24 protein-coding genes are annotated in these 24,161 nt (G+C 70.5%); 14 read left to right on the forward strand and 10 right to left on the reverse strand.

What is annotated here, in order from left to right:
- The first annotated feature begins 30 nt into the window (after positions 1–30).
- The 3 genes from AB0M87_RS28725 to AB0M87_RS28735 all read left to right on the forward strand — a co-directional run bounded on the left by AB0M87_RS28725 (position 31) and on the right by AB0M87_RS28735 (position 2,316).
- Complete coding sequence (locus AB0M87_RS28725; protein WP_365857987.1) at positions 31–1,185, forward strand: acyl-CoA dehydrogenase family protein; 1,155 nt, start codon at positions 31–33, stop codon at positions 1,183–1,185.
- Positions 1,186–1,248: 63 nt separating this feature from the next.
- Entirely contained in the window at positions 1,249–1,536 is a 288-nt protein-coding gene (locus tag AB0M87_RS28730; protein ID WP_365857990.1) for a YiaA/YiaB family inner membrane protein, read from the forward strand.
- 114 nt (positions 1,537–1,650) lie between these two features.
- The gene (locus tag AB0M87_RS28735) at positions 1,651–2,316 is read left to right on the forward strand and encodes a TetR/AcrR family transcriptional regulator (RefSeq protein WP_365857992.1); all 666 of its coding nucleotides are present in this window, start codon (positions 1,651–1,653) and stop codon (positions 2,314–2,316) included.
- Here the strand turns inward: AB0M87_RS28735 and AB0M87_RS28740 are convergent.
- Complete coding sequence (locus tag AB0M87_RS28740) at positions 2,307–2,768, reverse strand: MaoC family dehydratase (RefSeq protein ID WP_365857994.1); 462 nt, start codon at positions 2,766–2,768, stop codon at positions 2,307–2,309. The genes AB0M87_RS28735 and AB0M87_RS28740 overlap by 10 nt on opposite strands.
- A 124-nt stretch (positions 2,769–2,892) precedes the next feature.
- Here AB0M87_RS28740 and soxR point away from each other — a divergent pair, with 124 nt between their 5' ends.
- Entirely contained in the window at positions 2,893–3,363 is a 471-nt protein-coding gene (gene soxR, locus AB0M87_RS28745) for a redox-sensitive transcriptional activator SoxR (RefSeq protein ID WP_365857996.1), read from the forward strand.
- 234 nt (positions 3,364–3,597) lie between these two features.
- Here soxR and AB0M87_RS28750 read toward each other — a convergent pair whose 3' ends face one another.
- Positions 3,598–4,209 carry a hypothetical protein gene (locus AB0M87_RS28750; protein WP_365857998.1) on the reverse strand — a complete coding sequence of 204 codons (612 nt, stop codon included), beginning with the start codon at positions 4,207–4,209 and terminating at the stop codon, positions 3,598–3,600.
- A gap of 240 nt (positions 4,210–4,449) precedes the next feature.
- On the opposite strand from AB0M87_RS28750, the gene AB0M87_RS28755 reads away from it, so the two are divergent.
- Positions 4,450–7,224 (forward strand): penicillin acylase family protein, encoded by a 2,775-nt coding sequence (locus AB0M87_RS28755; protein ID WP_365858006.1) that lies wholly within the window; start codon positions 4,450–4,452, stop codon positions 7,222–7,224.
- Positions 7,225–7,274: 50 nt separating this feature from the next.
- Here the strand turns inward: AB0M87_RS28755 and AB0M87_RS28760 are convergent, their stop codons facing one another.
- On the reverse strand, positions 7,275–8,555 hold the full coding sequence (locus AB0M87_RS28760; protein ID WP_365858008.1) for a DUF1343 domain-containing protein: 1,281 nt from the start codon (positions 8,553–8,555) through the stop codon (positions 7,275–7,277).
- 166 nt (positions 8,556–8,721) lie between these two features.
- Between AB0M87_RS28760 and AB0M87_RS28765 the strand changes: the two genes are divergently transcribed.
- The 3 genes from AB0M87_RS28765 to AB0M87_RS28775 are packed head-to-tail and all read left to right on the forward strand — an operon-like array spanning position 8,722 to position 11,763.
- Positions 8,722–9,483, forward strand: a complete 762-nt coding sequence (locus AB0M87_RS28765; RefSeq protein WP_365858010.1) for an SDR family NAD(P)-dependent oxidoreductase — start codon at positions 8,722–8,724, stop codon at positions 9,481–9,483.
- On the forward strand, positions 9,480–11,135 hold the full coding sequence (locus AB0M87_RS28770; RefSeq protein ID WP_365858013.1) for an AMP-binding protein: 1,656 nt from the start codon (positions 9,480–9,482) through the stop codon (positions 11,133–11,135). The genes AB0M87_RS28765 and AB0M87_RS28770 overlap by 4 nt, the downstream gene beginning before the upstream one ends.
- Before the next feature lie 31 nt (positions 11,136–11,166).
- The gene (locus AB0M87_RS28775; RefSeq protein ID WP_365858015.1) at positions 11,167–11,763 is read left to right on the forward strand and encodes a TetR/AcrR family transcriptional regulator; all 597 of its coding nucleotides are present in this window, start codon (positions 11,167–11,169) and stop codon (positions 11,761–11,763) included.
- Between the two features lie 78 nt (positions 11,764–11,841).
- On the opposite strand, the gene AB0M87_RS28780 is transcribed toward AB0M87_RS28775, so the two are convergent.
- A complete protein-coding gene (locus AB0M87_RS28780; RefSeq protein ID WP_365858017.1) occupies positions 11,842–12,753 on the reverse strand; it encodes an MBL fold metallo-hydrolase in 912 nt (303 codons plus the stop codon).
- Positions 12,754–12,939: 186 nt separating this feature from the next.
- Here AB0M87_RS28780 and AB0M87_RS28785 point away from each other — a divergent pair, with 186 nt between their 5' ends.
- A complete protein-coding gene (locus tag AB0M87_RS28785; RefSeq protein WP_365858019.1) occupies positions 12,940–13,866 on the forward strand; it encodes an NADP-dependent oxidoreductase in 927 nt (308 codons plus the stop codon).
- Between the two features lie 15 nt (positions 13,867–13,881).
- Here AB0M87_RS28785 and AB0M87_RS28790 read toward each other — a convergent pair whose 3' ends face one another.
- The 4 genes from AB0M87_RS28790 to AB0M87_RS28805 are packed head-to-tail and all read right to left on the reverse strand — an operon-like array spanning position 13,882 to position 16,081.
- The gene (locus tag AB0M87_RS28790) at positions 13,882–14,187 is read right to left on the reverse strand and encodes a DUF202 domain-containing protein (RefSeq protein WP_365858021.1); all 306 of its coding nucleotides are present in this window, start codon (positions 14,185–14,187) and stop codon (positions 13,882–13,884) included.
- A complete protein-coding gene (locus AB0M87_RS28795) occupies positions 14,184–14,579 on the reverse strand; it encodes a DUF202 domain-containing protein (RefSeq protein WP_365858023.1) in 396 nt (131 codons plus the stop codon). Before AB0M87_RS28795 ends, AB0M87_RS28790 begins: the two co-directional genes overlap by 4 nt.
- 48 nt (positions 14,580–14,627) lie before the next feature.
- Positions 14,628–15,197 (reverse strand): NUDIX domain-containing protein, encoded by a 570-nt coding sequence (locus AB0M87_RS28800; RefSeq protein WP_365858025.1) that lies wholly within the window; start codon positions 15,195–15,197, stop codon positions 14,628–14,630.
- Positions 15,194–16,081 (reverse strand): DMT family transporter, encoded by an 888-nt coding sequence (locus tag AB0M87_RS28805; protein ID WP_365858027.1) that lies wholly within the window; start codon positions 16,079–16,081, stop codon positions 15,194–15,196. Before AB0M87_RS28805 ends, AB0M87_RS28800 begins: the two co-directional genes overlap by 4 nt.
- A gap of 158 nt (positions 16,082–16,239) precedes the next feature.
- Between AB0M87_RS28805 and AB0M87_RS28810 the strand changes: the two genes are divergently transcribed.
- From AB0M87_RS28810 to AB0M87_RS28830, 5 genes are all read left to right on the forward strand, one after another.
- Entirely contained in the window at positions 16,240–17,916 is a 1,677-nt protein-coding gene (locus AB0M87_RS28810; RefSeq protein WP_365858030.1) for an FAD-binding dehydrogenase, read from the forward strand.
- 194 nt (positions 17,917–18,110) lie between these two features.
- Positions 18,111–19,052 (forward strand): hypothetical protein, encoded by a 942-nt coding sequence (locus tag AB0M87_RS28815; protein WP_365858032.1) that lies wholly within the window; start codon positions 18,111–18,113, stop codon positions 19,050–19,052.
- Positions 19,053–19,078: 26 nt separating this feature from the next.
- The gene (locus AB0M87_RS28820) at positions 19,079–20,635 is read left to right on the forward strand and encodes an APC family permease (protein ID WP_365858034.1); all 1,557 of its coding nucleotides are present in this window, start codon (positions 19,079–19,081) and stop codon (positions 20,633–20,635) included.
- A gap of 63 nt (positions 20,636–20,698) precedes the next feature.
- A complete protein-coding gene (locus AB0M87_RS28825) occupies positions 20,699–21,484 on the forward strand; it encodes a molybdopterin-dependent oxidoreductase (protein ID WP_365858036.1) in 786 nt (261 codons plus the stop codon).
- Positions 21,426–22,070, forward strand: coding sequence for a cytochrome b/b6 domain-containing protein (locus AB0M87_RS28830; RefSeq protein ID WP_365858038.1), 645 nt, complete (start codon positions 21,426–21,428; stop codon positions 22,068–22,070). Before AB0M87_RS28825 ends, AB0M87_RS28830 begins: the two co-directional genes overlap by 59 nt.
- Positions 22,071–22,319: 249 nt before the next feature.
- Here the strand turns inward: AB0M87_RS28830 and AB0M87_RS28835 are convergent, their stop codons facing one another.
- Together AB0M87_RS28835 and AB0M87_RS28840 are read right to left on the reverse strand one after the other, a co-directional pair.
- A complete protein-coding gene (locus AB0M87_RS28835; protein WP_365858040.1) occupies positions 22,320–23,345 on the reverse strand; it encodes an L-idonate 5-dehydrogenase in 1,026 nt (341 codons plus the stop codon).
- On the reverse strand, positions 23,345–24,112 hold the full coding sequence (locus AB0M87_RS28840) for an SDR family oxidoreductase (protein ID WP_365858042.1): 768 nt from the start codon (positions 24,110–24,112) through the stop codon (positions 23,345–23,347). The genes AB0M87_RS28835 and AB0M87_RS28840 overlap by 1 nt, the downstream gene beginning before the upstream one ends.
- Positions 24,113–24,161: the final 49 nt, after the last annotated feature.

Consider the following 24,161-nt stretch of genomic DNA (forward strand, 5'->3'; position numbering starts at 1 on the left):
TGCTAATTAATCGCTACGTGAGGTGCCCGAATGAACCTGGAGCTGAGTGAGGAGCAGGCAGCGGTACGACAGCTCGCCAAGGACTTCGTAGGCCGCGAAGTGACTCCCCATGTCGTCGAGTGGGACCGGGCGGAGAGTGTCGACCGCGGCATCGTGAAGAAACTCGGCGCGGTCGGCTTCCTCGGACTCACGATCCCCGAGGAGTACGGCGGCTCCGGCGGTGACCACCTCTCGTACTGCCTCGTCACCGAGGAACTCGGCCGCGGCGACTCGTCGGTGCGCGGCATCGTCTCGGTATCGCTCGGCCTGGTCGCCAAGACCATCGCCCACTGGGGCGACGAGGAGCAGAAGCGGCGCTGGCTGCCCGGGCTGACCTCCGGGGACCTCATCGGCTGCTTCGGCCTCACCGAGCCCGGCACCGGGTCCGACGCGGGCAACCTCACCACCCGGGCCGTCCGCGAGGACAGCGGAGATTACGTCATCAACGGCGCCAAGATGTTCATCACGAACGGTACGTGGGCCGATGTGGTGCTGGTCTTCGCCCGCTCGACGGACGCCCCCGGCCACAAGGGCGTGTCCGCCTTCCTGGTCCCCACCGACACGCCGGGCCTGGGCCGGCGCCCGATCCACGGGAAACTCGGTCTGCGCGGCCAGGCGACCGCCGAGCTCACCTTCGAGGATGTCCGGGTCCCGGCCTCCGCGATGCTGGGTCCGGAGGGCAAGGGCTTCTCGGTCGCGATGTCGGCCCTGGCCAAGGGGCGGATGTCGGTGGCCGCCGGCTGCGTGGGCATCGCCCAGGCGGCGCTCGACGGCGCGCTCCGGTATGCCGGCGAGCGCGAGCAGTTCGGCAAGTCCATCGCGCAGCATCAGCTGATCCAGGAGCTGATCACCGACATATCGGTGGATGTGGACGCCGCCAGGCTGCTGACCTGGCGGGTCGCCGATCTGATCGACCGCGGTGAGCCCTTCGTCACCGAGTCGTCCAAGGCGAAGCTCTTCGCGTCCGAGGCCGCGGTGCGCGCCGCCAACAACGCCCTGCAGGTCTTCGGCGGCTACGGCTACATCGACGAGTACCCGGCGGGCAAGCTGCTCCGCGACGCCCGGGTGATGACGCTCTACGAAGGCACCAGCCAGATCCAGAAGCTCGTCATCGGCCGCGCGCTCACCGGCGTCTCCGCGTTCTGATGAGTAGGGGAGCTGAGTATCCGGACGGATGCGGGTCCGCGGCGGCCGTCCGATGCTCTCCTCATGAGTGACACACAGGTCAAGCAGCAGAACACCGCCGCGTACTACGGACAGGCCGTCGCCTCCTTCGCCGTCGCGCTGGCGGCCATGGCACTGGGCATCCTCAACCTGGACGTCGACGTCTGGGTACGGGCCTTCCTCGGCCTCGGGCTTCTCTACCTCACCACCTCGGCCTTCACCCTCGCCAAGGTCGTCAGGGACCGCGAGGAGGCCGGGCAGATCGTGAACCGGGTCGACCAGGCCCGGCTGGAGAAGCTGCTCGCCGACCACGATCCCTTCCAGAAGCTCTGACCGTTCCGGAAGCGCCCGGTACCCTCCCGGGTCTGCCGTGCCGCCCATCCGCTAAGCGCTTGCTCACCTTCGGGTAGGGTGTGCGTTCTGCACCACGGGCGGAAGGAGCGAGCAATGAGCACGGCGGAGGAGACGGCAGGCGGCGAGGACATGCCGTGGGCCGAGGTCAGTCCCGAGGCTGCCAGGCGGCTGCTCGTCGCCGCGGTCGAGGCCTTCGCCGAACGCGGCTACCACGCGACGACGACCCGCGACATCGCGGGCCGCGCGGGGATGAGCCCGGCCGCGCTCTACATCCACTACAAGACCAAGGAAGAGCTGCTCCACCGGATCAGCCGGATCGGGCACGAGAAGGCCCTCGAGATCCTGGAAACGGCGGCCGACGGACCCGGCACCGCCGCAGACCGGCTCGCCGCCGCTGTGCGCTCCTTCGTCCGCTGGCACGCCGGGCACCACATGACCGCGCGGGTCGTCCAGTACGAGCTCGACGCGCTCGGCGACGGGCACCGCGCGGAGATCATCGAACTGCGCAGGCGCAGCGACGCGGCCGTCCGCGACATCCTCCAGGACGGCGTCGAGGCAGGGGAGTTCGACGTCCCGTACGTCCCCGGCACCGCGCTCGCCGTGCTGTCGCTCTCCATCGACGTGGCCCGCTGGTTCAACGTGGAGGGCCGCCGGACGCCCGAAGAGGTCGGCGTGTTCTACGCCGACCTCGTCCTGCGCATGGTCTCCGCCCGCGCCCCGCAGCCCGCGCACAGCGGTAGGGCCTTGGATCAGAAGTAGTACCGGGAGAGCGACTCGGCCACGCACACCGGCTTGTCGCCGCCGTCGCGCTCGATCGTGACGGCGAGGGTGACCTGGATGCCACCGCCCGCCTCGGACACATCGGTGAGCACGCCGGTGGCCCGGAGCCGTGAGCCGACCGGCACCGTGGCGGGGAAACGCACCTTGTTCGTGCCGTAGTTGATGCCCATCTGGACGCCCTCGACCCGCAGGATCTGCGGAACCAGGACGGGCAGCAGGGACAGCGTGAGGTAGCCGTGCGCGATGGTCGTGCCGAACGGCCCCGCCGCGGCCTTCTCCGGGTCGACATGGATCCACTGGTGGTCGCCGGTGGCTTCGGCGAAGAGGTCGATCCGCTTCTGGTCGATCTCCAGCCAGTCGCTGTGCCCCAGTTGCTCGCCGACCCCGGCTCGCAGTTCCTCGGCGGATGTGAAGATCCTCGGCTCTGCCATGTTCGTGATCCTGCCTTCCCAACGAAGTGTCCAAGCGCTTGCTCAGCATTGTCGGGGAGGGCCTCTGCTGTCAACGACCGCTGTCCGCCGTGGCAGGGAGCCGACGGGCAGTAGGCTTCGCGGAGTGCCGCAGATTCCGGAAAAGATTCACGAACTCACCGTCGGCCAGCTGTCCGCGCGAAGCGGGGCCGCCGTCTCCGCCCTGCACTTCTACGAGTCGAAGGGCCTGATCAGCAGCCGCCGGACCAGCGGCAACCAGCGGCGCTACAGCCGAGACGCGCTGCGCCGGGTCGCGTTCGTACGCGCGGCGCAGCGCGTGGGCATCCCGCTCGCCACGATCAGGACCGCCCTGAGCGAACTGCCCGAGGAGCGCACGCCCACCCGCGAGGACTGGGCACGGCTCTCCGCCGCCTGGCGATCGGAGCTCGACCAGCGCATCAGTCAACTCGGCCGGCTCCGCGACCACCTGACCGACTGCATCGGCTGCGGCTGCCTGTCGCTGGAGACCTGCGTGCTCTCCAACCCGGACGATGTCTTCGGCGAACGGATCTCCGGCTCCAAGCTGCTCCCCGAGCGCCGCGATTCCCCGGCCTGAGAGCCTGTCGGGGTGACCTCCGGTTGTCAGGCGAACGCGCCCTGGTGCACTGCGTTCGCTTCGCTCTCTCCGTCTCGGCTCTTCATTCGATCCTTCGGCTGCCGAGCGCGATCGCAAGGCACCGGAGCGCCCTCGGTGGGGTCCCCCTGACCCTTTTAAAGACCTTGGGGAGTGCGTGCCAGGATTCGGGCGCCAGACCGGAGGTCACCCGTCAGGCTCTGAGCCGGGGACGGCTCAGGCGACCGAGGCGAGTGCGGTGTGCCGCCCCTTCCTGGCACCGGTCAGTGCGGCCGGGGTGAGCACGGGCTGCGGCACCAGGATGCCGCACCGCGTGCACACCGGACCCGACCACTCCTCGGGGGCGGCCCCGGTGCTCCAGCCGATCGAACGCTCCGCGCACACCGGGCAGCAGGCAGCGGGATCCGACCGAAGGGCGGAAATCAGCCGCCGCAGGACCTCGGCCAGCGGCCACGAGGGGTGTACGGCGGGGTCGGCGCACCAGACCACGCCGCACCCGCCCCAGGTGCGCCGGTGCCAGTCGTCGAAGGGGCCGGGGCGGCGCAGGCCCGCGTGCTTCTCGCGCTTGCGGCGCTCCGCGAACTCGGCCTCGTAGGCCAGCCACACGGTGCGCGCCTCCTCCAGCTCATCGAGCGCGGCAACCAGCCGCGCCGGATCGGGCGCCCGGTCCTCGGGCCCGATGTGGTGCCTGGCACACAGATGGTCCCAGGTCGCCCTGTGTCCGTAAGGCGCAAACCTCTCCAGACACTTGCGCAGCGAATACCGCCGCAGCGCAAGATCGTGATGAGGGTCACGCACCTCTCTCGCGAGGCTCCGAAATCCGGCCATCGCACTGCCACCTCCGTCGCTGATGCTTCGGCGTCATGGGATGGACGTACGGCTACCCGATTCGGCTCCATCGAATTTCGGATGGGAGCCATCACTCATGCGCTGTTGCGGTTTCGCCGGCGGCGCCGGACCGGCATCCCGTCGCCGTGTGGCGATTCGGAAAAGGTGACGCATGTTCACCTTACTGACGAGTCACCTCGCCAGTAACGTCCGAGCATCGGCCTCCCCACAGGAGCATTCATGCGACGACGCACCGGAAAGCTCAGAACTGCCACAGCCGTAGCGCTGTTCGCGCTCGGCACGGGCCTGCTGGCTCCGCTGCCGCAGGCGACCGCCGCCGACCCGGACCCCGCCGACTACTGCCACAGTCAGTGCGACGACATTCTGCCGCCCGGCGAGAACGGCAACGCCACCCTCGCCGACATCCTCGCCAACCGGGCGCTGGGTACCCGCCCCGCCCACAGCGCCGACCAGCTCGGACCGTACGACGCACTGCCTGCGGGCGCCTCGTCCCTCACCGACTCCACGCTCAACAGCTTCTTCAACGACGCCTCATTCGGTGTCCCCCCGGACCAGGTCGCCTCGGTCACCAAGCCGCGCGACGACGTCAGCATCACCCGCGACAAGAAGACCGGCGTCCCCCACATCAAGGGCACCACCCGCTACGGAACCGAGTTCGGCGCCGGCTACGCGGCCGGACAGGACCGGCTCTGGCTGATGGACCTCTTCCGGCACATCGGCCGCGGTGAGCTCACCTCCTTCGCCGGCGGAGCTCTCGCCAACCAGGGCCTGGAGCAGGAATTCTGGCCGCAGGCCCCGTACACCGAGCAGGATCTCCAGGACCAGGCCGACAACATCGCCGCAAGCAGTCCCCGCGGCAAGCAGGCCATGGACGACGCCCAGGCCTATGTCGACGGGATCAACGCCTACCGGCAGAAGTCCAAGGACGGCCGGTACTTCCCCGGCGAGTACGTGCTCACCGGCAAGATCAACGCGATCACCAACGCCGGTGAGATAGAACCGTTCAAGATCACCGACATGATCGCCCTCGCCTCGGTCGTCGGCGCGCTCTTCGGCGGTGGCGGAGGCGGCGAGGTGCAGGCCGCGCTGTCGCTGCTGTCCGCCCAGCAGAAGTACGGCGTCACCGAGGGCAGCAAGGTCTGGGAGTCCTTCCGGGAGCGCAACGACCCCGAGGCGACGCTGACCATCCATGACGGCACCAGCTTCCCGTACGCGGACAAACCGGCGAACCCGAAGGGCGCCGCCCTGCCCGATCCCGGCTCGGTCACGGCCGAACCGCTCGTGTACGACAGGACGGGCGGCGCCAAGACCGGCGCCGAGACCCCCGTCAACGCCCCGAAGAGTCTCAAGCCGCTGCAGGGCCTGTACGACAACGGTGTGCTGCCCGCCAACCTCTTCAGCAGCAAGAAGGGCATGTCCAACGCCCTGGTGGTCTCCGGCAAGCACACCGCGAGCGGAAACCCGGTCGCCGTGTTCGGGCCGCAGACCGGCTATTTCCTGCCGCAGTTGCTGATGCTGCAGGAACTCCAGGGCCCCGGTATCAGCGCCCGCGGCGTCTCCTTCGCCGGGGTCGGCATGTACATCCAGCTCGGCCGCGGCCAGGACTATGCCTGGAGCGCCACATCGGCCGGCCAGGACATCGCCGACACCTACGCCGTGCAGCTCTGCCAGGACGACACCCACTATCTCTACCGGGGTGTCTGCACCCCGATGGAGAAGATGGAACGGACCAACTCCTGGAAGCCCACGGTCGCCGACTCCACGGCGGCCGGCTCGTACCGGATGCAGCTCTACCGCACCGACTACGGGATCGTCACGCACCGGGCGACCGTCGACGGCAAGCCCGTCGCGTACACCTCGCTGCGCAGCACCTACGGGCACGAGGCGGACTCGATCGTCGGCTTCCAGATGCTCAACGACCCGTCGTACGTGACGGACGCGAAGTCCTTCCAGCAGGCGGCCTCGCACATCGGCTACACCTTCAACTGGTTCTACGCCGACTCCCGGCAGGCCGCGTACTTCAACAGCGGGATGAACCCGGTGCGCGCCGACGGAGTGGACGCCTCGCTGCCCGTCAGGGCCGAACGGGCCTACGAGTGGAAGGGCTTCGACCCCGTCACCCACACCACCGACCTGACACCGGACGCCGAACATCCGCAGTCGGTGGGCCAGGACTACTACGTCTCCTGGAACAACAAGCAGGCCAAGGACTATTCATCGGCCGGCTTCGGCAACGGCTCGGTGCACCGCGTCGACCTGCTCGGTGACCGGGTGGCGAAGCTGGTGGCCAAGGGCGGCGTCACCCGCGCCGCGCTCACCCGCGCCATGGCCGAGGCCGCGGTCACCGACCTGCGGGGCGAGGACGTGCTGCCCGAACTGCTCGACGTCCTGCGGAGCAAGCCCGTCACCGACCCGGCGCAGGCGAAGGCCGTCGAGCAGCTGGAAGCCTGGGTCGCCGACGGCGCCCAGCGCAAGGAGAATGCCCAGAGTTCGCACGTCTACAGCCATCCGGACGCGGTGCGGATCATGGACGCCTGGTGGCCGCTGCTGGTGGAGGCCGAGTTCAAACCGGGCCTGGGTGACGGTCTCTACTCCGCGCTGACCGCCGACCTCACCATCGACGAGTCCCCGTCGGCGGGCCACGGACCGACCGGCGCGCACGCCGGATCCGCCTTCCAGTACGGCTGGTGGAGCTATGTCGACAAGGACATCCGTACGGTTCTGGGCCGCCCGGTGCAGGGCAAGCTGGGCCGGACGTACTGCGGCGGCGGCGACTTGAGCGCCTGCCGTGACGTCCTGCTCAGCACGCTCGGCCAGGCGGCGGCCAGGACGCCGGCGCAGGTCTACCCCGGCGACGCCGGCTGCGGCGCCGGTGACCAGTGGTGCTCCGACTCGATCATCCAGCGCCCGCTGGGCGGCCTGCAGTTCTGGCCGATCCAGTGGCAGAACCGGCCGACCTACCAGCAGGTCGTCGAGTTCCCCGCACACCGCTGAGACGGCTGCGGGCCGGGCCGGAAGCCGCCGGTCCGGCCCGCAGAGCTCGCTCAGCGGTAGGCCAGATACCGCTTCCGCACCGCGCGGAAGGCCGCCAGTTCGCCCTGCCAGTCCGCCACCACCTCGTCCGTACCGGCGCCCGCGTCGATCATCGTGCGGACCCGGGTGGAACCGGTCAGCTTGTCGATCCAGTTGTCGGAGCGCCAGGCGAAGCCGTCCCACACCTGCTTGGCGGTGACCAGCAGCCCGATGGCCGTACGCACCGGGTCGAAGGCCTCGCGGTCCTGGACATGGAGCTGGACGCCACCGGCCGTCCTGCCCTGGAACTTGGAGAACGTCGGCGCGAAGTACGCCTCCCGGAAGGCGACACCCGGCAGTTCCAGTGCTCCGGCCGCCTCCGCCCACTTCCGGTCGATGCCCTCCGCGCCCAGCAGCTCGAACGGGCGGGTGGTGCCCCTCCCCTCGGAGAGGTTGGTGCCTTCGAAGAGGCAGGTCCCCGAATAGACCAGGGCGGTGTCCGGTGTCGGCATGTTCGGGCTGGGCGGCACCCAGGCCAGTCCCGTCGCGTCGTAGAAGTCCGCACGGCGCCAGCCCGACATCGCCACGGTGTCCAGTTCCACCGGCTTGGTCAGGAACTCCCCGTTGAACAGCCGGGCCAGCTCCGTCACCGTCATGCCGTGCGCCTGGGAGATCGGCTGCCGCCCCACGAAGGTGGCGAACTCCTTGTGCAGTACGGGACCGAGCGCGGCCCGGCCGGTGACCGGATTCGGCCGGTCGAGCACCACGAAACGCTTCCCGGCCAGTGCGGCCGCCTCCATGCAGTCGTACAGCGTCCAGATGTAGGTGTAGAAGCGGGCGCCGGCGTCCTGGATGTCGAAGACCACCGTGTCCACACCCGAGGCGGTGAAGATGTCCGCCAGCGGCTGCCCGCTCCTGGTGTACGTGTCGTAGACCGGCAGCCCGGTGGCCGGGTCGTCGTAGCGCCCCTCGGAGCCGCCGGCCTGGGCCGTCCCGCGGAAACCGTGCTCCGGCCCGAAGACTGCGGTCAGCTTCACCCGGTCGTCGGCGTGCATGACGTCCACGATGTGGCGCACCGAGCCACGCTCGGCCTCGGCCGAGCGGGTGGTGCCGCCGCCGGTGATCCCGGTCGGATTGGTGACGATGCCGACCCGCTCGCCGTCGAGCAGGCGGTAACCGTCCGCCGACAGCCGGTCGAAGCCGGTACGCACCCGGCTGCCGTGCGCGGGTTGTGCGGAGGCCGAGCCCGCGGTGGCCGCGACGGCCCCCAGCGCACCGCTCGCGGCCAGCAGTCCCCGTCTGGACAAGTTCATTCGGGCTACCTCCATGCTCCGGGCCCCGCACGATCCGGGCGTCCCATGGTCCGGGCGCCCCAAGGCTGGGCGGCTGTCATGGGCACGCACGCTAGTCCTCCCCCCTTCCCCTGCCACATACCGACTGGTTAGTCTGCTGGTGCATTCAACGGAGAGGCAGGTCCTGATGGGTACGGTCGACGGCGCGGGCGTAGTGGTCACAGGGGCGGGCGGCGGGATCGGCGCGGCGCTGGCCCGCCGGTTCACCGCGGAGGGGGCGCGGGTCGTGGTCAACGACCTGGACGCGGCGAAGGCCCGTGCGGTGGCCGAGGAGATCGGTGCCACGGCTGTCCCCGGGGACGCGTCGGAGATCGTGGACGCCGCACGGGAGGCGCTCGGCGGCCGGGTCGATATCTACTGCGCCAACGCGGGCCTCGGCTCACCGGGCGACCCCTTCGCCGACGAGCAGATCTGGGCCTCGGCCTGGGACGTCAACGTGATGGCCCATGTGCGCGCGGCCCGGGCGCTGCTGCCCGACTGGCTGGAGCACGGCGAGGGCCGGTTCGTCTCCACCGTCTCGGCGGCCGGCCTGCTGACCATGATCGGCGCCGCGCCGTACAGCGTCACCAAGCACGGCGCGCTGGCCTTCGCCGAGTGGCTCTCACTGACCTACCGCCACCGCGGCGTGAAGGTCCATGCGATCTGCCCGCAGGGCGTGCGTACCGACATGCTGACCTCGGCGGGCTCGGCGGGCAGCCTGGTCCTGGAGCCGACCGCGATCGAGCCCGAGGACGTCGCCGCGGCGCTCTTCGACGCGATGGCCGCCGACCGCTTCCTGGTGCTTCCGCACCCCGAGGTCGCCGGGTACTACCGGACGAGAGCCGCCGAGCCCGATCGGTGGATCACCGGGATGAACCACCTCCAGCAGAAGTGGGAGGCCGGACAGTGACCGGGTCGATCTACGCGGCTCAGCCCTGGCTCGCCCAGCTGAGCGAGGCCCAGCGGACCCCGGTCCATCCGGCGGCCACCCTGGTGCACGCCTTCCGCGAGACGCTGGCCCGGGTGCCCGAGCAGCCCGCGCTCGCCTACTTCGACGGACGGTTGTCCTACCGGGAGACCGACGAGCTCTCCGACTCGGTCGCCGGTCACCTCGCGGCCCGCGGTGTGGCGCGCGGCGACCGGGTCGCGATCATGCTGCAGAACACCCCGCACTTCGTGCTGGCGCTGCTCGGCGCCTGGAAGGCCGGAGCGACCGTCGTACCGCTCAACCCGATGTACAAGTCGGCCGAGGTGGGACACGCGCTCAGCGATTCCGGCGCCACCGCGCTGATCTGCTCCGACCGGGCCTGGGAGTCCTATCTGCGCGAGACCGCGGCGACCGCCTCGCTGCGGATCGCGCTCACCGCCTGCGAACGCGACCTGCAGACCCGCGACGACGAGCGGGTACTGGCCTTCGAGCGGCTGCCGCCGGCAGCCGACGCCGACGATCTGGTGACGGTGGCCCGGCGCGGCCTGCCGGCCCCCGCCGACCGTGACCCGCTGGCCACGGACATCGCGCTGATCAGTTACACCTCGGGGACCAGCGGCACCCCCAAGGGGGCCATGAACTCGCACGCCAACGTCATGGTCAACGCCGAACGCCAGCGCACCGGCCACCCGATAGCCGAGGGTGCGGCCTACTTCGCACTGGCGCCGCTCTTCCACATCACCGGCATGGTCTGCGAACTCGCTGCCTGCCTCTGCAACGCGGGCACCCTGGTGCTGGCCTACCGCTTCCACCCCGGCGTGGTGCTCGACGCCTTCGCCGAGCACCGCCCCGCGTACACCGTCGGCCCGTCGACGGCCTTCATGGCGCTCGCCGCCCACCCGTCCGTCACCCCGGAGCACTTCGCCTCCTTCCAGGTGATCTCATCGGGCGGCGCCCCCCTGCCGCCCGCCCTGGTCGAGAAGTTCCGCGAGGACTTCGGCCCGTACATCCGCAATGGCTACGGGCTCACCGAGTGCACCGCCCCGTGCGCCTCGGTCCCGCCCGAGAAGGTGGCTCCCGTCGACCCGGTCTCCGGAACGCTGTCGGTGGGCGTTCCCGGCCCGGACACGGTCGTACGCATCATCGACCCGAAGGGTGACGAGGTGCCCTTCGGGGAGCAGGGCGAGATCGTGGTGCGCGGCCCGCAGGTCGTCTCCGGCTACTGGCAGCGACCCGAGGCCACCGCGGAGAGCTTCCCGGATGGCGAACTGCGCACCGGTGACATCGGTTTCATGGACCCGAACGGCTGGCTCTACGTCGTCGACCGGATGAAGGACATGATCAACGCCTCCGGTTTCAAGGTCTGGCCGCGCGAGGTCGAGGATGTGCTCTACACCCACCCCGCGGTGCGCGAGGCGGCCGTGGTGGGCATCCCCGACTCCTATCGCGGTGAGTCCGTCAAGGCGTACGTGAGCCTGCGCCCCGGTGCGACGCCGGAACCGGCGGAACTCGCTGCCTACTGCAAGGAACGCCTCGCCGCATACAAGTACCCGCGAGAAGTGGAGATCCTGCCGGAGCTGCCCAAGACGACCAGTGGGAAGATCCTGAGGCGGGGACTGCGTTCCCAGCACTGACGGCTCGACGTACACAGGGAAGGTGGCAGCGATGGCAGCCAGGACGACCGGCGGGAACGGCACCCCCGTCCCCCAGAGGCTGCTGGCCGCCGCCACCCGGCTGTTCGCCGAGCAGGGGTACGACCGGACATCGGTCCAGGAGATCGTGGAGGCGGCCGGTGTCACCAAGGGCGCGCTCTACCACTACTTCGGGTCCAAGGAGGACCTGCTCCAGGAGGTCTACGCGCGGGTGCTGCGCCTCCAGCAGGAACGGCTCGACGCCCACGCCGGTGCGGACGCGCCGGTGGAGCAGCGGCTGCGGGCAGCGGCGGCCGACGTGGTGGTCACCACCATCGAGAACCTCGACGACGCGGCGATCTTCTTCCGCTCGATGCATCACCTGAGTCCGGAGAAGAACAAGCAGGTCCGGGTGGAGCGCCGGCGCTACCACGAGCGGTTCCGGGCGCTCGTCGAAGAGGGCCAGCGGAACGGGGTGTTCTCCACGGCGACTCCCGCGGACCTGGTGGTGGACTACCACTTCGGCTCGGTCCACCACCTGTCCACCTGGTACCGGCCCGACGGCCCGCTCACCCCGCAGCAGGTCGCCGACCACCTGGCTGACCTGCTGCTGCGGGCCCTGCGCCCGTAACGCCCGCGGCCGGCTCGGTTCCGCCGCGCACCTCGGTGCGCGGCGGCCGGACGACCCCGCGACCACACCGCCGGACGGTCATGCGTGGCATGCCACCGGAACACCGCCGTTCATCGCGGTCATGTCACCGAAAACGACCACCGGGTCGAGCGGCGAGCCCTCGGGCAGCCCGTCCAGCTCCGCGTAGGCCCGGTGCAGATTCGCCACCAGCCGCTCGCTCTCGCGCAACCCGGCGAACTCCCCGAGGTCGGTCAGGCGGGCCTTCTCCAGCGGGCTGAGCCCCCGGGCGTGACCGTCGGCTGCCGTGTCGGCGACGAAACGCAGATAGCGCTCCGTCGCGTCGAAGGCGGACGGGTCGGTGACCGGGCCATGGCCGGGAACGACGGTATCGGTGCTCAGACCGCGCAGCATCCGCAGGGCGCGCAGTGAACCACTGAGGGACCCCATCGCGATGAACGGCGTGCCGCCCTGGAAGACCAGATCGCCGGTGAAGACGATCCGCTGCTCGGGGAGATGGACGATGGTGTCCCCGATCGTGTGCGCCACCCCGGGATGGATCAGCCGTACCTCCGTACCACCCACATGCACCGTCAGGCGTTCGCTGTACGTGAGGTCGGGGGCGGTGATGCTGACGTCGCCGAAATCGGTCTGCGGCCACATCAGGTGCAACTGACGCCCGGCTGCGAGTACTTCGCTGCGGCAGGCGTCATGGCCGATCACCGTGGCATCCGGCAGGAACACACTGTTGCCGTACGTGTGGTCGCCGTGGTGGTGGGTGTTGACCACGGTGCGCGGCAGCGGCACCCCGGCTGCCAGCACGGCCTCCCGCAACGCGTGAGCACGGCGCAGGGTGGCCGCCGTGTCGATGAGCAGCGTCGAGCCGCCCGCGCTGACGAACCCGGCGTTGTTGACGCACCACCCGCCGTCCGGCTGCACATAGGCGTGGACATGCGGCGAGAGCTGTGTGGTGTACGGGTTCCCTGCGGTCATCGAAGCCCCTCCTGGCACGGCCGACTGATCCCGGCCACCCTGTCATTCGACGCCGTCGGAGGGGACGGTGGGGCCGAGGAACCCCGGCCTGTCGTCATGTCCCGTGTCGGGTGGCGCCTCATGTTCCGGATGAATCGCGCGCCCCACCGGTTGCGCGAGGCCTGGCCGGGCAAGAGGCTCGTAGCTATGAAGGCGATCAGTTACCGCGAATACGGCGGACCCGAGGTCCTGGAGTACGGCGAGCGCCCCGAGCCCAAGCTGGGACCGGACTCGGTGCTGGTGCAGGTGCGCGCGGCGGCCGTTAATCCCGTCGATGTGAAGGCCCGTGCGGGCTATCTCGACGGGGGCATGGAAACCGTGTTCCCGGTGATTCCCGGCTGGGACGTCGCCGGGGTCGTGGTGCGGCCCGGAGCCGCCGCGCCGGAATTCGCGGCGGGTGACGAGGTCATGGGGTACGTACGCGAGGACTTCCTCTCCCGGGGCACCTTCGCCGAGTTCGTCGCAGCCCCGGTGCGCACACTGGCCCGCAAGCCGGCCGGGCTGAGCTTCGAGGAGGCGGCCGGGCTGCCGCTGACCGGACTCACCGCCTACCAGGTGCTCCGAGCCCTGGAGATCCGGTCGGACGACACCGTGCTGGTGCACGCGGCGGCCGGCGGCGTCGGCTCGATGGCCGTCCAGCTGGCCCTGCACAACGGGGCGCGGGTCATCGGCACGGCGAGCGAGCGCAACCACGACTACCTGCGCGGTCTGGGGGCGGAACCGGTGACCTACGGTGAGGGGCTGGCCGACCGGGTGCGGGCGCTCGCCCCCCTGGGCGTCGACGCGGTGTTCGACACCATCGGCGGCGACACCCTGAAGCTGTCCGCCAACCTCCTCGCCCCCGAGGGCCGGCTCGCCTCCATCGTCGACCCCGGCGTGAAGGAACTCGGCGGCCGCTACGTCTTCGTACGCCCCGACCCGCTGGACCTGCACGTGCTGGGCGAACTGGCCGACCAGGGCGTCATCACCGTGCACGTGGAACAGGTGTTCCCGCTGGAGCAGGCCGCCGAGGCACACCGGCTGAACGCCGAGGGCCGCACCCGGGGCAAGATCGTCGTCACCGTCGGCCAGTAGCACCGGGGACAGCCCTTAGCGGACGATGACCGCGCCGATCACCGCGAGGGCGATCGGGCAGGCCGCGGCCAGCAGCGCTGCCCGCACCGGCATGGCGCGGGGTTCCGCGATGCTTCCCACCGCGCGGATCCGGTGGTGCGCGGCCCGCAGGAAACCGAGCCAGATCAGCACGCAGAGCGCACCGATGACGATCCCGTCGGCCGTGGTGCCGTGCAGCGCCTGCCGGCCGGCCAGCAGGGCGGCGACCGCGAAGGAAAGGGTCGTACGCCGCCAGGCGAGCCGCGTGCGCTCCGGCTGCAGCCCGGGATCGCGGCCGGTCATGTGCCGGCCAGCCCGAGGACCACCACCACGACCATCGCCACCGCGACGACGCCGACCGCCAGACTGAGCACGGTGGGGAAGCGCGACACGGGCAGCGCCTCGCCGCACCGCATCGCCCGCTCGCAGCGCACCCAGTGATTGACGGCGCGCAGGGAGCACAGCACACCGGAACCGAGCAACGCGAGCGCCAGGCCCACCCGTACGCCCCAGCGGAGGTCCGGCAGGAACTGATCCACCGCGAAACCTCCGCCGATCAGGGCCAGAGCCGTCCGGATCCACGCCAGGAAGGTGCGCTCATTGGCGAGCGAGAAGCGGTAGTCGGGGGTGTGGCCCTCCTCCCGGATGCGCTCAGGAGAGAACCAAAGCCGAAGACTCTGCAGGAAGCCGATCACCGCTCCGACCCTAGGCGCATCGTGAGTGCCCCGCCCGGCCGGGTGCCGTCATCGGGCCCGCCGCGCGGTGAGCCGCCGGTAGGCGGCGAGCCCGTCCGGCACCCACTCCCACGCGCCGAGCCGGTGTGCCAGCTGCTCATCGGTGAGGAAGTCGTGCCAGGCCACCTCCGACTCCTGCGGATGCACCGGCATCGCGCACCGCACCTCGTACACCCGGGACCACCAGCCCTGACCCGACCCCTGATACAGGAACGAGAAGAGCGGTGTCGGAGCGGGCAGCCCGCAGACGCCGAGTTCCTCCTCCGCCTCGCGCAGCGCGGCCGCGTCGTAGGACTCGCCCGCACCGACCACGCCGCCCACGAACATGTCGTACAGCGAGGGGAACACCAGCTTCACCGGGGTACGCCGATGGACGAAGATCCGGTCGTCCGCGTCCCGGGCCAGCACGAAGACACAGCGGTGCAGTAGCCCTTTCGCGTACACCTCGCCGCGCGGTGCGCGGCCGATCACCCGGTCGGACGCATCGACCAGGTCGAGGATCTCGTCGGCGGGGGAGGCGGGAGGTACGGGGGAGGCGGGTGAACCGGAACTGGAGCCGGCGGCCTGGGCAGGGGTCATGCCGCGATTCTCTCCCGGGCCACCCTGGCGCTCCCCTGCGGCATCGCCGGGTGGAGCCCCAGCAGCACGATCCCGGCGACGACACCGGCGAGACCCACCGCCTCCCAGGCCAGAGCTCCGGCGTCGGTACGCAGCCGGTCACCCAGGAATCCCACGCCGCAGGCGATCCCGGCGAGCGGCTGGGCCGCTGTCAGCGCGGGCAACGACATCCGCAGCGGCGCCGTCTCGAAGGCGCTCTGCACCAGGACCAGCCCGGTCACGCCGAGCCCCACCACCGCGTACGGCTGCCAGCCGGTACTCAGCTCGAACCAGCCACCGTCGCCCAGACGCTGTCCGCTGATCCGGGTCAGCGCGTCCTGCAGCCCGTACAGCAGCCCGGCGGCCAGGGCGAGCAGCGCGGGCCCCCAGCTGAGCCTGATCCGCTTGGCGCAGACGGTGAGGACGAGCGCGGTGCCCGCGACCACACCGATGATCAGCCAGTGCCGCACCGGGTCGACCGTCGCGGTACCGCTCCGCGGCCGGCCCGCCATGATGAACGCCGAGACCCCGCCCGCGAGCAGCGCGAGACCGCCCCAGCCCTGTCTGCCCAGCGGCTGCCCCGTCCGGTGACGCGACAGCGCCATGGCGAAGAGCAGATTGGTCGCGAGCAGCGGCTCGACCAGTGACACCTCACCCTGGCCGAGCGCCAGCGCGCCCAGCACCATCCCGCACACCATCAGCCCGATCCCCAGCAGCCAGCGGGGTATCCGGACCAGGTCGAGCAGCAGGCGCAGCGAGAGGAAGTCACTGAGCGGTGCGTCCTGCGCGGCGTTCTGCTGCAGCACGAATCCGAAGCCGAGGCAGCAGGCCGCGCCTACCGACAGCGCAAGCACCAGGAACGACATGTGATCCACCTCAAGACCGGCCGAAAGGGGTCAGGTAGCGGGCGACGATAGTGCCTGCGGCCGGCCCCGCACCATCGTGCAGGCCACATGAACGGTTGACGCAGAACCGGCCCGTACCGAAGATGTGACTCATTAGTAACCCGGCAGGGATGGGGCCCATGGCGTACGACGCTGACGTGATCGTGATCGGGGCCGGGCTCGCGGGCCTGGTCGCCACCGCCGAGCTGGTCGATGCGGGCAAGAAGGTGATCCTCCTCGACCAGGAGCCCGAGCAGTCCATCGGCGGGCAGGCGCACTGGTCCTTCGGTGGACTGTTCTTCGTCGACTCGCCCGAGCAGCGTCGCTTCCGGATCAAGGACAGCCGCGAACTGGCCATGCAGGACTGGCTGGGCACGGCCGGCTTCGACCGGCCGGAGGACCACTGGCCCCGCCGGTGGGCCGAGGCCTACGTCGACTTCGCCGCCGGTGAGAAGCGCGCCTGGCTGCACCGCCAGGGCATGCGGTTCTTCCCGGTCGTCGGATGGGCCGAGCGCGGCGGATACGACGCCACCGGGCACGGCAATTCGGTACCGCGCTTCCACATCACCTGGGGCACCGGCCCCGGTATCGTCGCGCCGTTCGAGCGGCGGGTTCGGGAAGGTGTGGCGCGCGGCCTGGTCCAGCTGAGGTTCCGGCACCGGGTGACCGGTCTCGCCCGGAGCGGCGGGGCGCTGGACACCGTGAGCGGCGAGGTGCTCGCCGCGAGCGACATCGAACGCGGTGCGGCCAGCAGCCGCGAGGTCACCGGCGATTTCGAACTCAGGGCGCAGGCGGTGATCGTCACCTCCGGCGGTATCGGCGGCAACCACGATCTCGTACGCGCTCAGTGGCCGGCACGCCTGGGCACCCCGCCGGAGCACATGCTCTCCGGGGTGCCCGCACACGTGGACGGGCTGATGCTCGGGATCGCCGAGGCGGCCGGCGGGCACCAGATCAACCGCGACCGGATGTGGCACTACACCGAGGGCATCCAGAACTGGAACCCGATCTGGGCCGCACACGGCATCCGGATCCTGCCCGGTCCCTCCTCGCTCTGGTTCGACGCCCGGGGCAAGCGCCTGCCGGTACCGCTGTTCCCCGGCTTCGACACGCTGGGCACGCTCGACCACATCATGAAGTCGGGGTACGGCTACACCTGGTTCGTTCTCGACCAGCGGATCATCGGCAAGGAGTTCGCGCTCTCCGGCTCCGAACAGAACCCCGACCTGACCGGCAAGTCGGTCCGTGACGTCATCGGGCGGGCCCGCGCCGATGTGCCGGCGCCGGTGAAGGCGTTCATGGACCACGGCGCGGATTTCGTCGTGGAGAAGGACCTGGCTTCCCTGGTGCGCGGCATGAACGCGCTCACCGACGAACCGCTGATCGACGAGGCCGGACTCCGCAAGGAGATCGCCGCCCGCGACCGGGAGATCGCCAACCCCTTCACCAAGGACCTTCAGGTGATGTCGATCCGGGGAGCCCGCAACTACCTCGGCGACAAGCTCATCCGCACCGCTGCCCCGCACCGCATCCTGGATCCCAAGGCGGGCCCACTGATCGCGGTCAAGCTGCACATCCTGACCCGCAAGTCCCTCGGCGGCCTCGAGACGGACCTCTCCTCGCGCGTGCTGACGGAGAGCGGTGAGCCCTCGTCGGACAGGGGCGGCCCCCTTCCGGGTCTTTACGCGGCAGGAGAGGCGGCCGGGTTCGGGGGGGGCGGCGTGCACGGATACCGGTCCTTGGAGGGCACGTTCCTCGGGGGGTGCATCTTCTCCGGGCGGGTGGCGGGGCGGGCAGCGGCCCGGGCGGTGAGCTGACGCGCTCCGGAGTTCGATGAGCGGAGTCCCAGGGGCGGAGCACCGCAGGTCAAGCCCGCCGGGGCGCACCAAAACACCTTGCTGTAAAGGGAGTTGGGAAGCGCTTTCGAACCGGCCCGGCCTTGACGTGGAGCCATCACTACCGCTTTGCTGTGCGTGATCATTGCTACCGGCGCCCCTGAGGAACCCCCCGGATGCCTCCCCTCATCGGCCGCTCCCGCAAACGGGGCGGCCCGCTCGCCGACCCGGCTCTCGACGACTCCGAACTCTCCGAAGTACGCACACAGCTGGCGCAGGGACGCTGGATCGCGGTCAGCTCCCTGCTCACTGCCACCGCCGATGACTGGGACCGGCGCGGCCACCGCATCGTCGTACTCGCCGAAGGACAGAGCTCCGCTGCCTGGGCCCGGGACTGGCTACTGGTCGAGCCGGAGAGCGTGGACGCCGCGACGCTGCTGGCCTGCGCCACGGTGATGCGGGCGCTGGACGGGAAGGACACCGACGACCGGGCGCGGGAGCTGTGCCGTGCCGCGGCCCGGCTGGCGCCGGCCGACCCGACGCCCTGGCTCGGTCTGCTGATCCTGGCCCGCAGCCGGGGCACCGAGGAGGAGGTCGGCCACCTCTTCGACGAGGTCCGCTCGCGCCACCCGGAGCACCATCACGCCCACCATCTGATGGCCGCGCGACTCGCCGAACACCGGCCCGAAGCGGGTCAGGACCCCCTGCACGAGGTGTACGACTTCGCGGCCTGGGCCGCCGAACAGGCCCCGGCCGACTCCCCGCTCGCCGTGCTGCCGGTGGTCGCGCACGCCGAGCGTTACCGGGTGCTCGCCGCCGCGGGCATGGAACCCTCCGACCCCGCACGCTCCGCGCACTGGTCGGGGCGCCGGGCCCGCCAGGTGATGAAGACAGCCTTCGACTGGTGGCTGGAGTGGGGTGGCGAGGACCATCCCCGCAACCGCGTCGATCTCAACTTCCTCGCCCACGCGAAGTACTTCGGCGGCCGCCAGGCCGAAGCGGCCGCCCTCTTCCAGCGGATCGGTGCGCACATCACCCCGGCTCCCTGGTCCTATCCGGACCGGGACCCGTTCCAGGCATTCCTCGCCGCGCGCAGCGTCGCGCTCGGCTCCGCGTAATTCCTCACCGAAGGGACCGACCCGCGATGTCGACGGGCAGTTCGAGCACGAGCGAGATCACCGAGATCAGCACGTTCAAGGGGCAGGAACAGGCGTTGCGGGCCGGCCGGCTGGGAACGGCGGGCCTGCTGCTCTCCGTGCTCGCGGCCAGCGCGCCGCTGATGGTCGTCGCAGGTGTCATGCCCACGATCTTCGGGTTGATGGGAATCGTCGGCCAGCCGATCCTGTACGTCATCCTGGCCGTCGTCCTGGCGCTCTTCAGCGTCGGCTACGCCGAGATGAGCCGGCACGTGCACAACGCCGGCGCTTTCTACGCGTACATCGCCCGCGGCCTCGGCGCCACCGCCGGTGCGAGCGCCTCCTTCGTCGCGCTGGTCGCCTACAGCGCCATGCAGGTCGGCATCTACGGCATTTTCGGCTTCGAGGTGTCCAATCTCTTCGCCACCTATCTGAGCACCGAACTGGCCTGGTGGATACCTGCGTTGGCGGCGGTCGCGGTGGTCGGCGTGCTGTCCTGGCTCAAGATCGACCTGAACGCCAAATTGCTGGGTGTGCTGCTGCTCATCGAGTGCCTCCTGGTGATCATCTTCGATGTGGCAGCGGTCGCCGATCCGGCGAAGGAAGGCCTCTCGCTGCACGCCTTCAACCCCGACACCCTCACCGGTGCGGGCTTCGGCACCGCGCTCTGCTTCTGCATCGCCGCCTTCGTCGGCTTCGAACAGGCGCCGGTGTACGCGGAGGAGACCAGCCGCCCGCAGATCGTTGTCCGCCGGGTGATGTTCATGGCCATCGGCTTCGTCGCGCTGTTCTTCGCCGTCAGTTCCTGGGCGCTGACCATCGCCGCCGGTCCTTCCGCGATCAACGCGCAGGCCGGAAAGCTCGGACCGGGACTGCTCTTCGGACTCAGCGAGGGCGTCCTCGGGAAGTCCTTCACCGACGTCCTCCATGTCCTCTTCGTCACCGGCATGTTCGCGGCGATGCTCAGCTTCCACAACGTGGTCGCCCGGTACGCCTTCGCGATGGGCCGGGAGGGTCTGCTGCCCGTGGCCTTCGGCCGGACGAACAAGTCCAGCGGCGCGCCCGGCACCGGATCGCTCCTGCAGACCGTCATCGCCCTGGTCGTGGTCATCGCTTTCGCGGTGACCGATCACAAGCCCACCGGGGACCCGACTGCGCCCGTCCTGCACCTCTTCACCTGGATGGGCAACATCGGCGCCCTCGGCATCATCCTGCTGATGGCCGCCGCATCGGTCGCGGTCATCGCCTTCTTCGTGCAGCGGGGCGCCGGCCGCGCACAGGTGTGGCGACTGGTGGCCTCGGGACTGGCCTGCCTGGCCCTGCTCACCATCGCGGTGCTCACCGTCAAGGACTTCGACGTCCTGGTCGGCGCCGGACCAGGCTCCGTGCTCAGCTGGCTGCTGCCGGGCATCATCGGCCTGACGCTGGTCGGCGGCCTGGTGTACGGGCTGGTGCTGCGCTCCGCCAGGCCGCATGTGCACGCCCGGATCGGACTGGGCAATGAAGCGTTCCAGCTCGACAAGGCAGCCGAGGCGGCGGCCGCTTCCGGGGCCGCGAACATATGACGGAAATCTGACGGGTACCCGCGGTCGCTGGCTTCTGACGGCCGCGAGTGCTCGAATCAAAGCGTGAACGCGGAAGAATCCGACCGGGCGGCGCCCGGCCGAGCATCGTCCCGGCCCGAGGGGCCGGACACCACCGGGCCCTCCCGCGAGGGCTCGCCCGTCGGCCGTCGCCTGGTGCTCGGCATGCTCGGTCTGGGCGCCGCCGGGCTGGTCACCGCGCCCTACATCCAGCGTGGGGTGGACGCCGCGCTGGGCGCGGTGTCCGGCAAGGACCCCACCGGGCTCACCGGTCTGCTGCCGAACGGCGGAGGGTTCCGGTACTACTCCGTCACCTCTTCGGTACCGCACAAGGGCCCCGACAGCTACCGGCTGACCGTCGACGGAATGGTCGACCGGCCGGGCGACTACACCCTCGACGCCCTCCGCACACTCCCGCAGACCCGCCTGGTCCGCGATGTCCAGTGCGTCACCGGCTGGCGGGTCCCCGGCACGCCCTTCGAGGGCGTGCGGCTGTCCCGGCTGCTGGACGCGGCAGGCGTGCGCGAGGGGGCGGGCGCGGTCCGCTTCACCTGCTTCGACGGCGCCTACAGCGAGAGCCTCACCCTGGAACAGGCCCGCCGGGCGGACGTTCTGGTGGCGCTGAAGATGCAGGACAAGCCGGTGAGCTACCACCATGGCGGCCCGGTCCGTCTCTACGTCGGCCCCATGTACTTCTACAAGTCGGCGAAGTGGTTGTCCGGCATCACCGTCACCAAGGCCGTACAACCGGGATACTGGGAGGAGCGCGGCTATGACATCGACGCCTGGGTCGGCAAGTCCAACGGACGCGACGACCGTCCCACGGTCTGAACTGCGCCGCTTCGCCCCCTCGGTCCGCTGGGCGCACCGTACGACCGCGACCCTGATGCTGGTGTGCATCGCTTCGGCGGCCTGCCTGTACGTACCCCAGCTCGCCGAACTGGTCGGCCGGCGCTATCTGGTGGTCACCGTCCACGAATGGTCGGGCCTGCTGCTCCCGGGTCCGGTCCTGGTGGGCCTGGTGTCCCGCGCGTTGCGCGACGACCTCGGCCACCTGAACCGTTTCGCCTCCTACGACCGGGCCTGGGTCCGCTCGGCACTGCGCCGGGACGGCTCACCGCGCACGTCGGGCAAGTTCAACGGCGGCCAGAAGATCTACGCGGGCTGGATCGCGGGAGCGGCGCTGGTGATGCTCGGCACCGGTCTGCTGATGTGGTTCACGCACCTGGCGCCGCTGGTGTGGCGTACGAGTGCGACGTTCATCCACGACTGGCTGGCGCTGGCGGTGGGTGTGGCGATCGCCGGGCATGTGGGCATGGCCATCGGGGACCCCGAGGCACGGCGCGGTATGCGGAACGGATGGGTGCGGCGGGGGTGGGCCGAGCGGGAGCATCCGCTGTGGCTGGACGAGGACTGACGGCCAGGGTGCGCCCGCGCCCTCAACGTACCCGCGTTTTCAACGCACCCGCTTCATCCATCTCACGCCGGCCACATCAAGCCCCTCCTGGGAGCCCCTCCGTGGGGGTCCCCCCGGACGGAGTCTGGGGGAGGCGGCTGAGGGAGTTTGAGGAGCGGGGCCCGGGGCGGAGCCCCTCACGCGGCGGGGCCGCAAAATGTCACAGCGGGAAGGGGGGAGGCGAAATGGGCCCGCCGCAGGCACTCCCCCTCACACCCCGAAGTCCAGCAACACCTTGCAGGACCGCCCCCGGTCCCCGGCCAACGCAAACGCCTCCACCGCCCGTCCCACCGGGACCACCGCACTCACCAGCCCATCGAACAGGGACTCCCGCGCGAGAAACCCGATCGCCTCGTCGAACTCCGTGGCGAAGCGCAGTGCCCCCCGCAGTTCGATCTCCCGGCTCACCACCAGGTTCCCGGCGAACGGGCTCATGCCGGGAGGCAACATGCCGAGCTGGACCACGACCCCGCCCCGCCGCACGGCGCGCAGGCAGGTGTCGAGGCCCGCCGCGGAACCGGAGGCCTCCACGGCGACGTCCACCTCGTCGGGCCACCCGGGATCCGCGGGGTCGTCGGCGCGTACGAGGGTGGTCGCACCGGCCGCGGCGGCGAACTCCAGAGCCCGCGGCAGCAGATCGGTGACCGTTACGGCTGAGGCACCGGCGGCCCGCAGAGCGGCCACCACCAGACAGCCGATCGGCCCGGCACCCGTGACCAGTACGTGTTTCCCCTGGACGGAGCCTGCCCGGCGCACCGCGTGCAGGGCCACCGACAGCGGCTCGGCCAGCGCCGCCCGGCGCAGCGGAAGATTGTCGGGGAGGGCCCTCAACTGGCCTGCGGGCGCGGCGACCCGGGAGGCGAAGCCGCCCTGGACGTGCGGGGTGCGGGCGGCACTGCCCAGGTAGCGGGTGTCCCGGCAGACCTGTGCCCGGCCGTCCAGGCACTCGGCACATCGTCCGCACGGCGTCGCCGGGTGCACGGCGACCGGGGTGCCGACCGCGGGCCCGTCCGTTCCGGGGCCGTAGGAATGGACGGTGCCGACGATCTCGTGGCCCAGCACCATCGGCTCGTGGAGCAGGAAGTCGCCCACGCCGCCGTGGCGCCAGTAGTGCAGATCGGAGCCGCACACGCCGCCGTACCGTACCGATACGACGGCCTCACCCGGACCGGGCACCGGCTCGGGCAGTTCCTCGATCCTGAGGTCGTCGGCTCCATGGATCACACATCCGCGCATCACAGCACACTCGTCATTCCGCCGTCGACGTACAGGATCTGGCCGCTGACGAAGTCCGAGGCGGGGGAGGCGAGATAGAGCACGCCGCCCACCAGGTCCTCGGTCCGGCCCCAGCGCCCGGCCGGGGTTCTGCCCCGGACCCAGGAGCTGAACTCCTCGTCCTCCACCAGCGGCCGGGTCAGTTCGGTCTCGATGTAACCGGGCCCCAGGCCGTTGACCTGGATGCCGTACTTGCCCCAGTCGGCGCACATGCCCTTGGTGAGCATCTTCAGCGCGCCCTTGGTCGCGGCGTAGGGGGCGATGCCCGGCCGGGCCACCTCGCTCTGCAGCGAGCAGATGTTGATGATTTTTCCTTGGCCCCGCCCGGTCATCCGCCGGGCCGCCTCGCGGCCCACCAGGAAGGCGCTGGTGAGATTGGTGTCCACGATCCGGTGCCAGTCGGAGTCGGTGAATTCCAGCAGCGGGGCGCGCAGTTGCATCCCGGCGTTGTTGACCAGGATGTCCAGCGGACCGGCCTGCTCCTCGGTCGCGGCGATCCCGGCGGTCACCGACGGACCGTCGGTCACGTCGAAGGGCGCGGTACGCACCGTGCCCCCGGTGTCCGCCAGTTCGTCGGCCGCGGCCTTCAGCCGGTCCTCGTCCCGCCCGTTGATGATCACAGTGCAGCCGGCTTCGAGCAGCCCCCGGGCGAGCGCCAGGCCGATGCCCCGGCTGGAGCCGGTGACCAGGGCGGTGCGGCCGGCGATGTCGAAGAGCGGATGTGCCATGACGGGTGGGCCTCCTCGGGCGGCCGGCGATCGGGCGACCGCCGACTGC

The sequence above is a fragment of the Streptomyces sp. NPDC051320 genome (genome assembly GCF_040682175.1).
GTDB lineage: Bacteria > Actinomycetota > Actinomycetes > Streptomycetales > Streptomycetaceae > Streptomyces.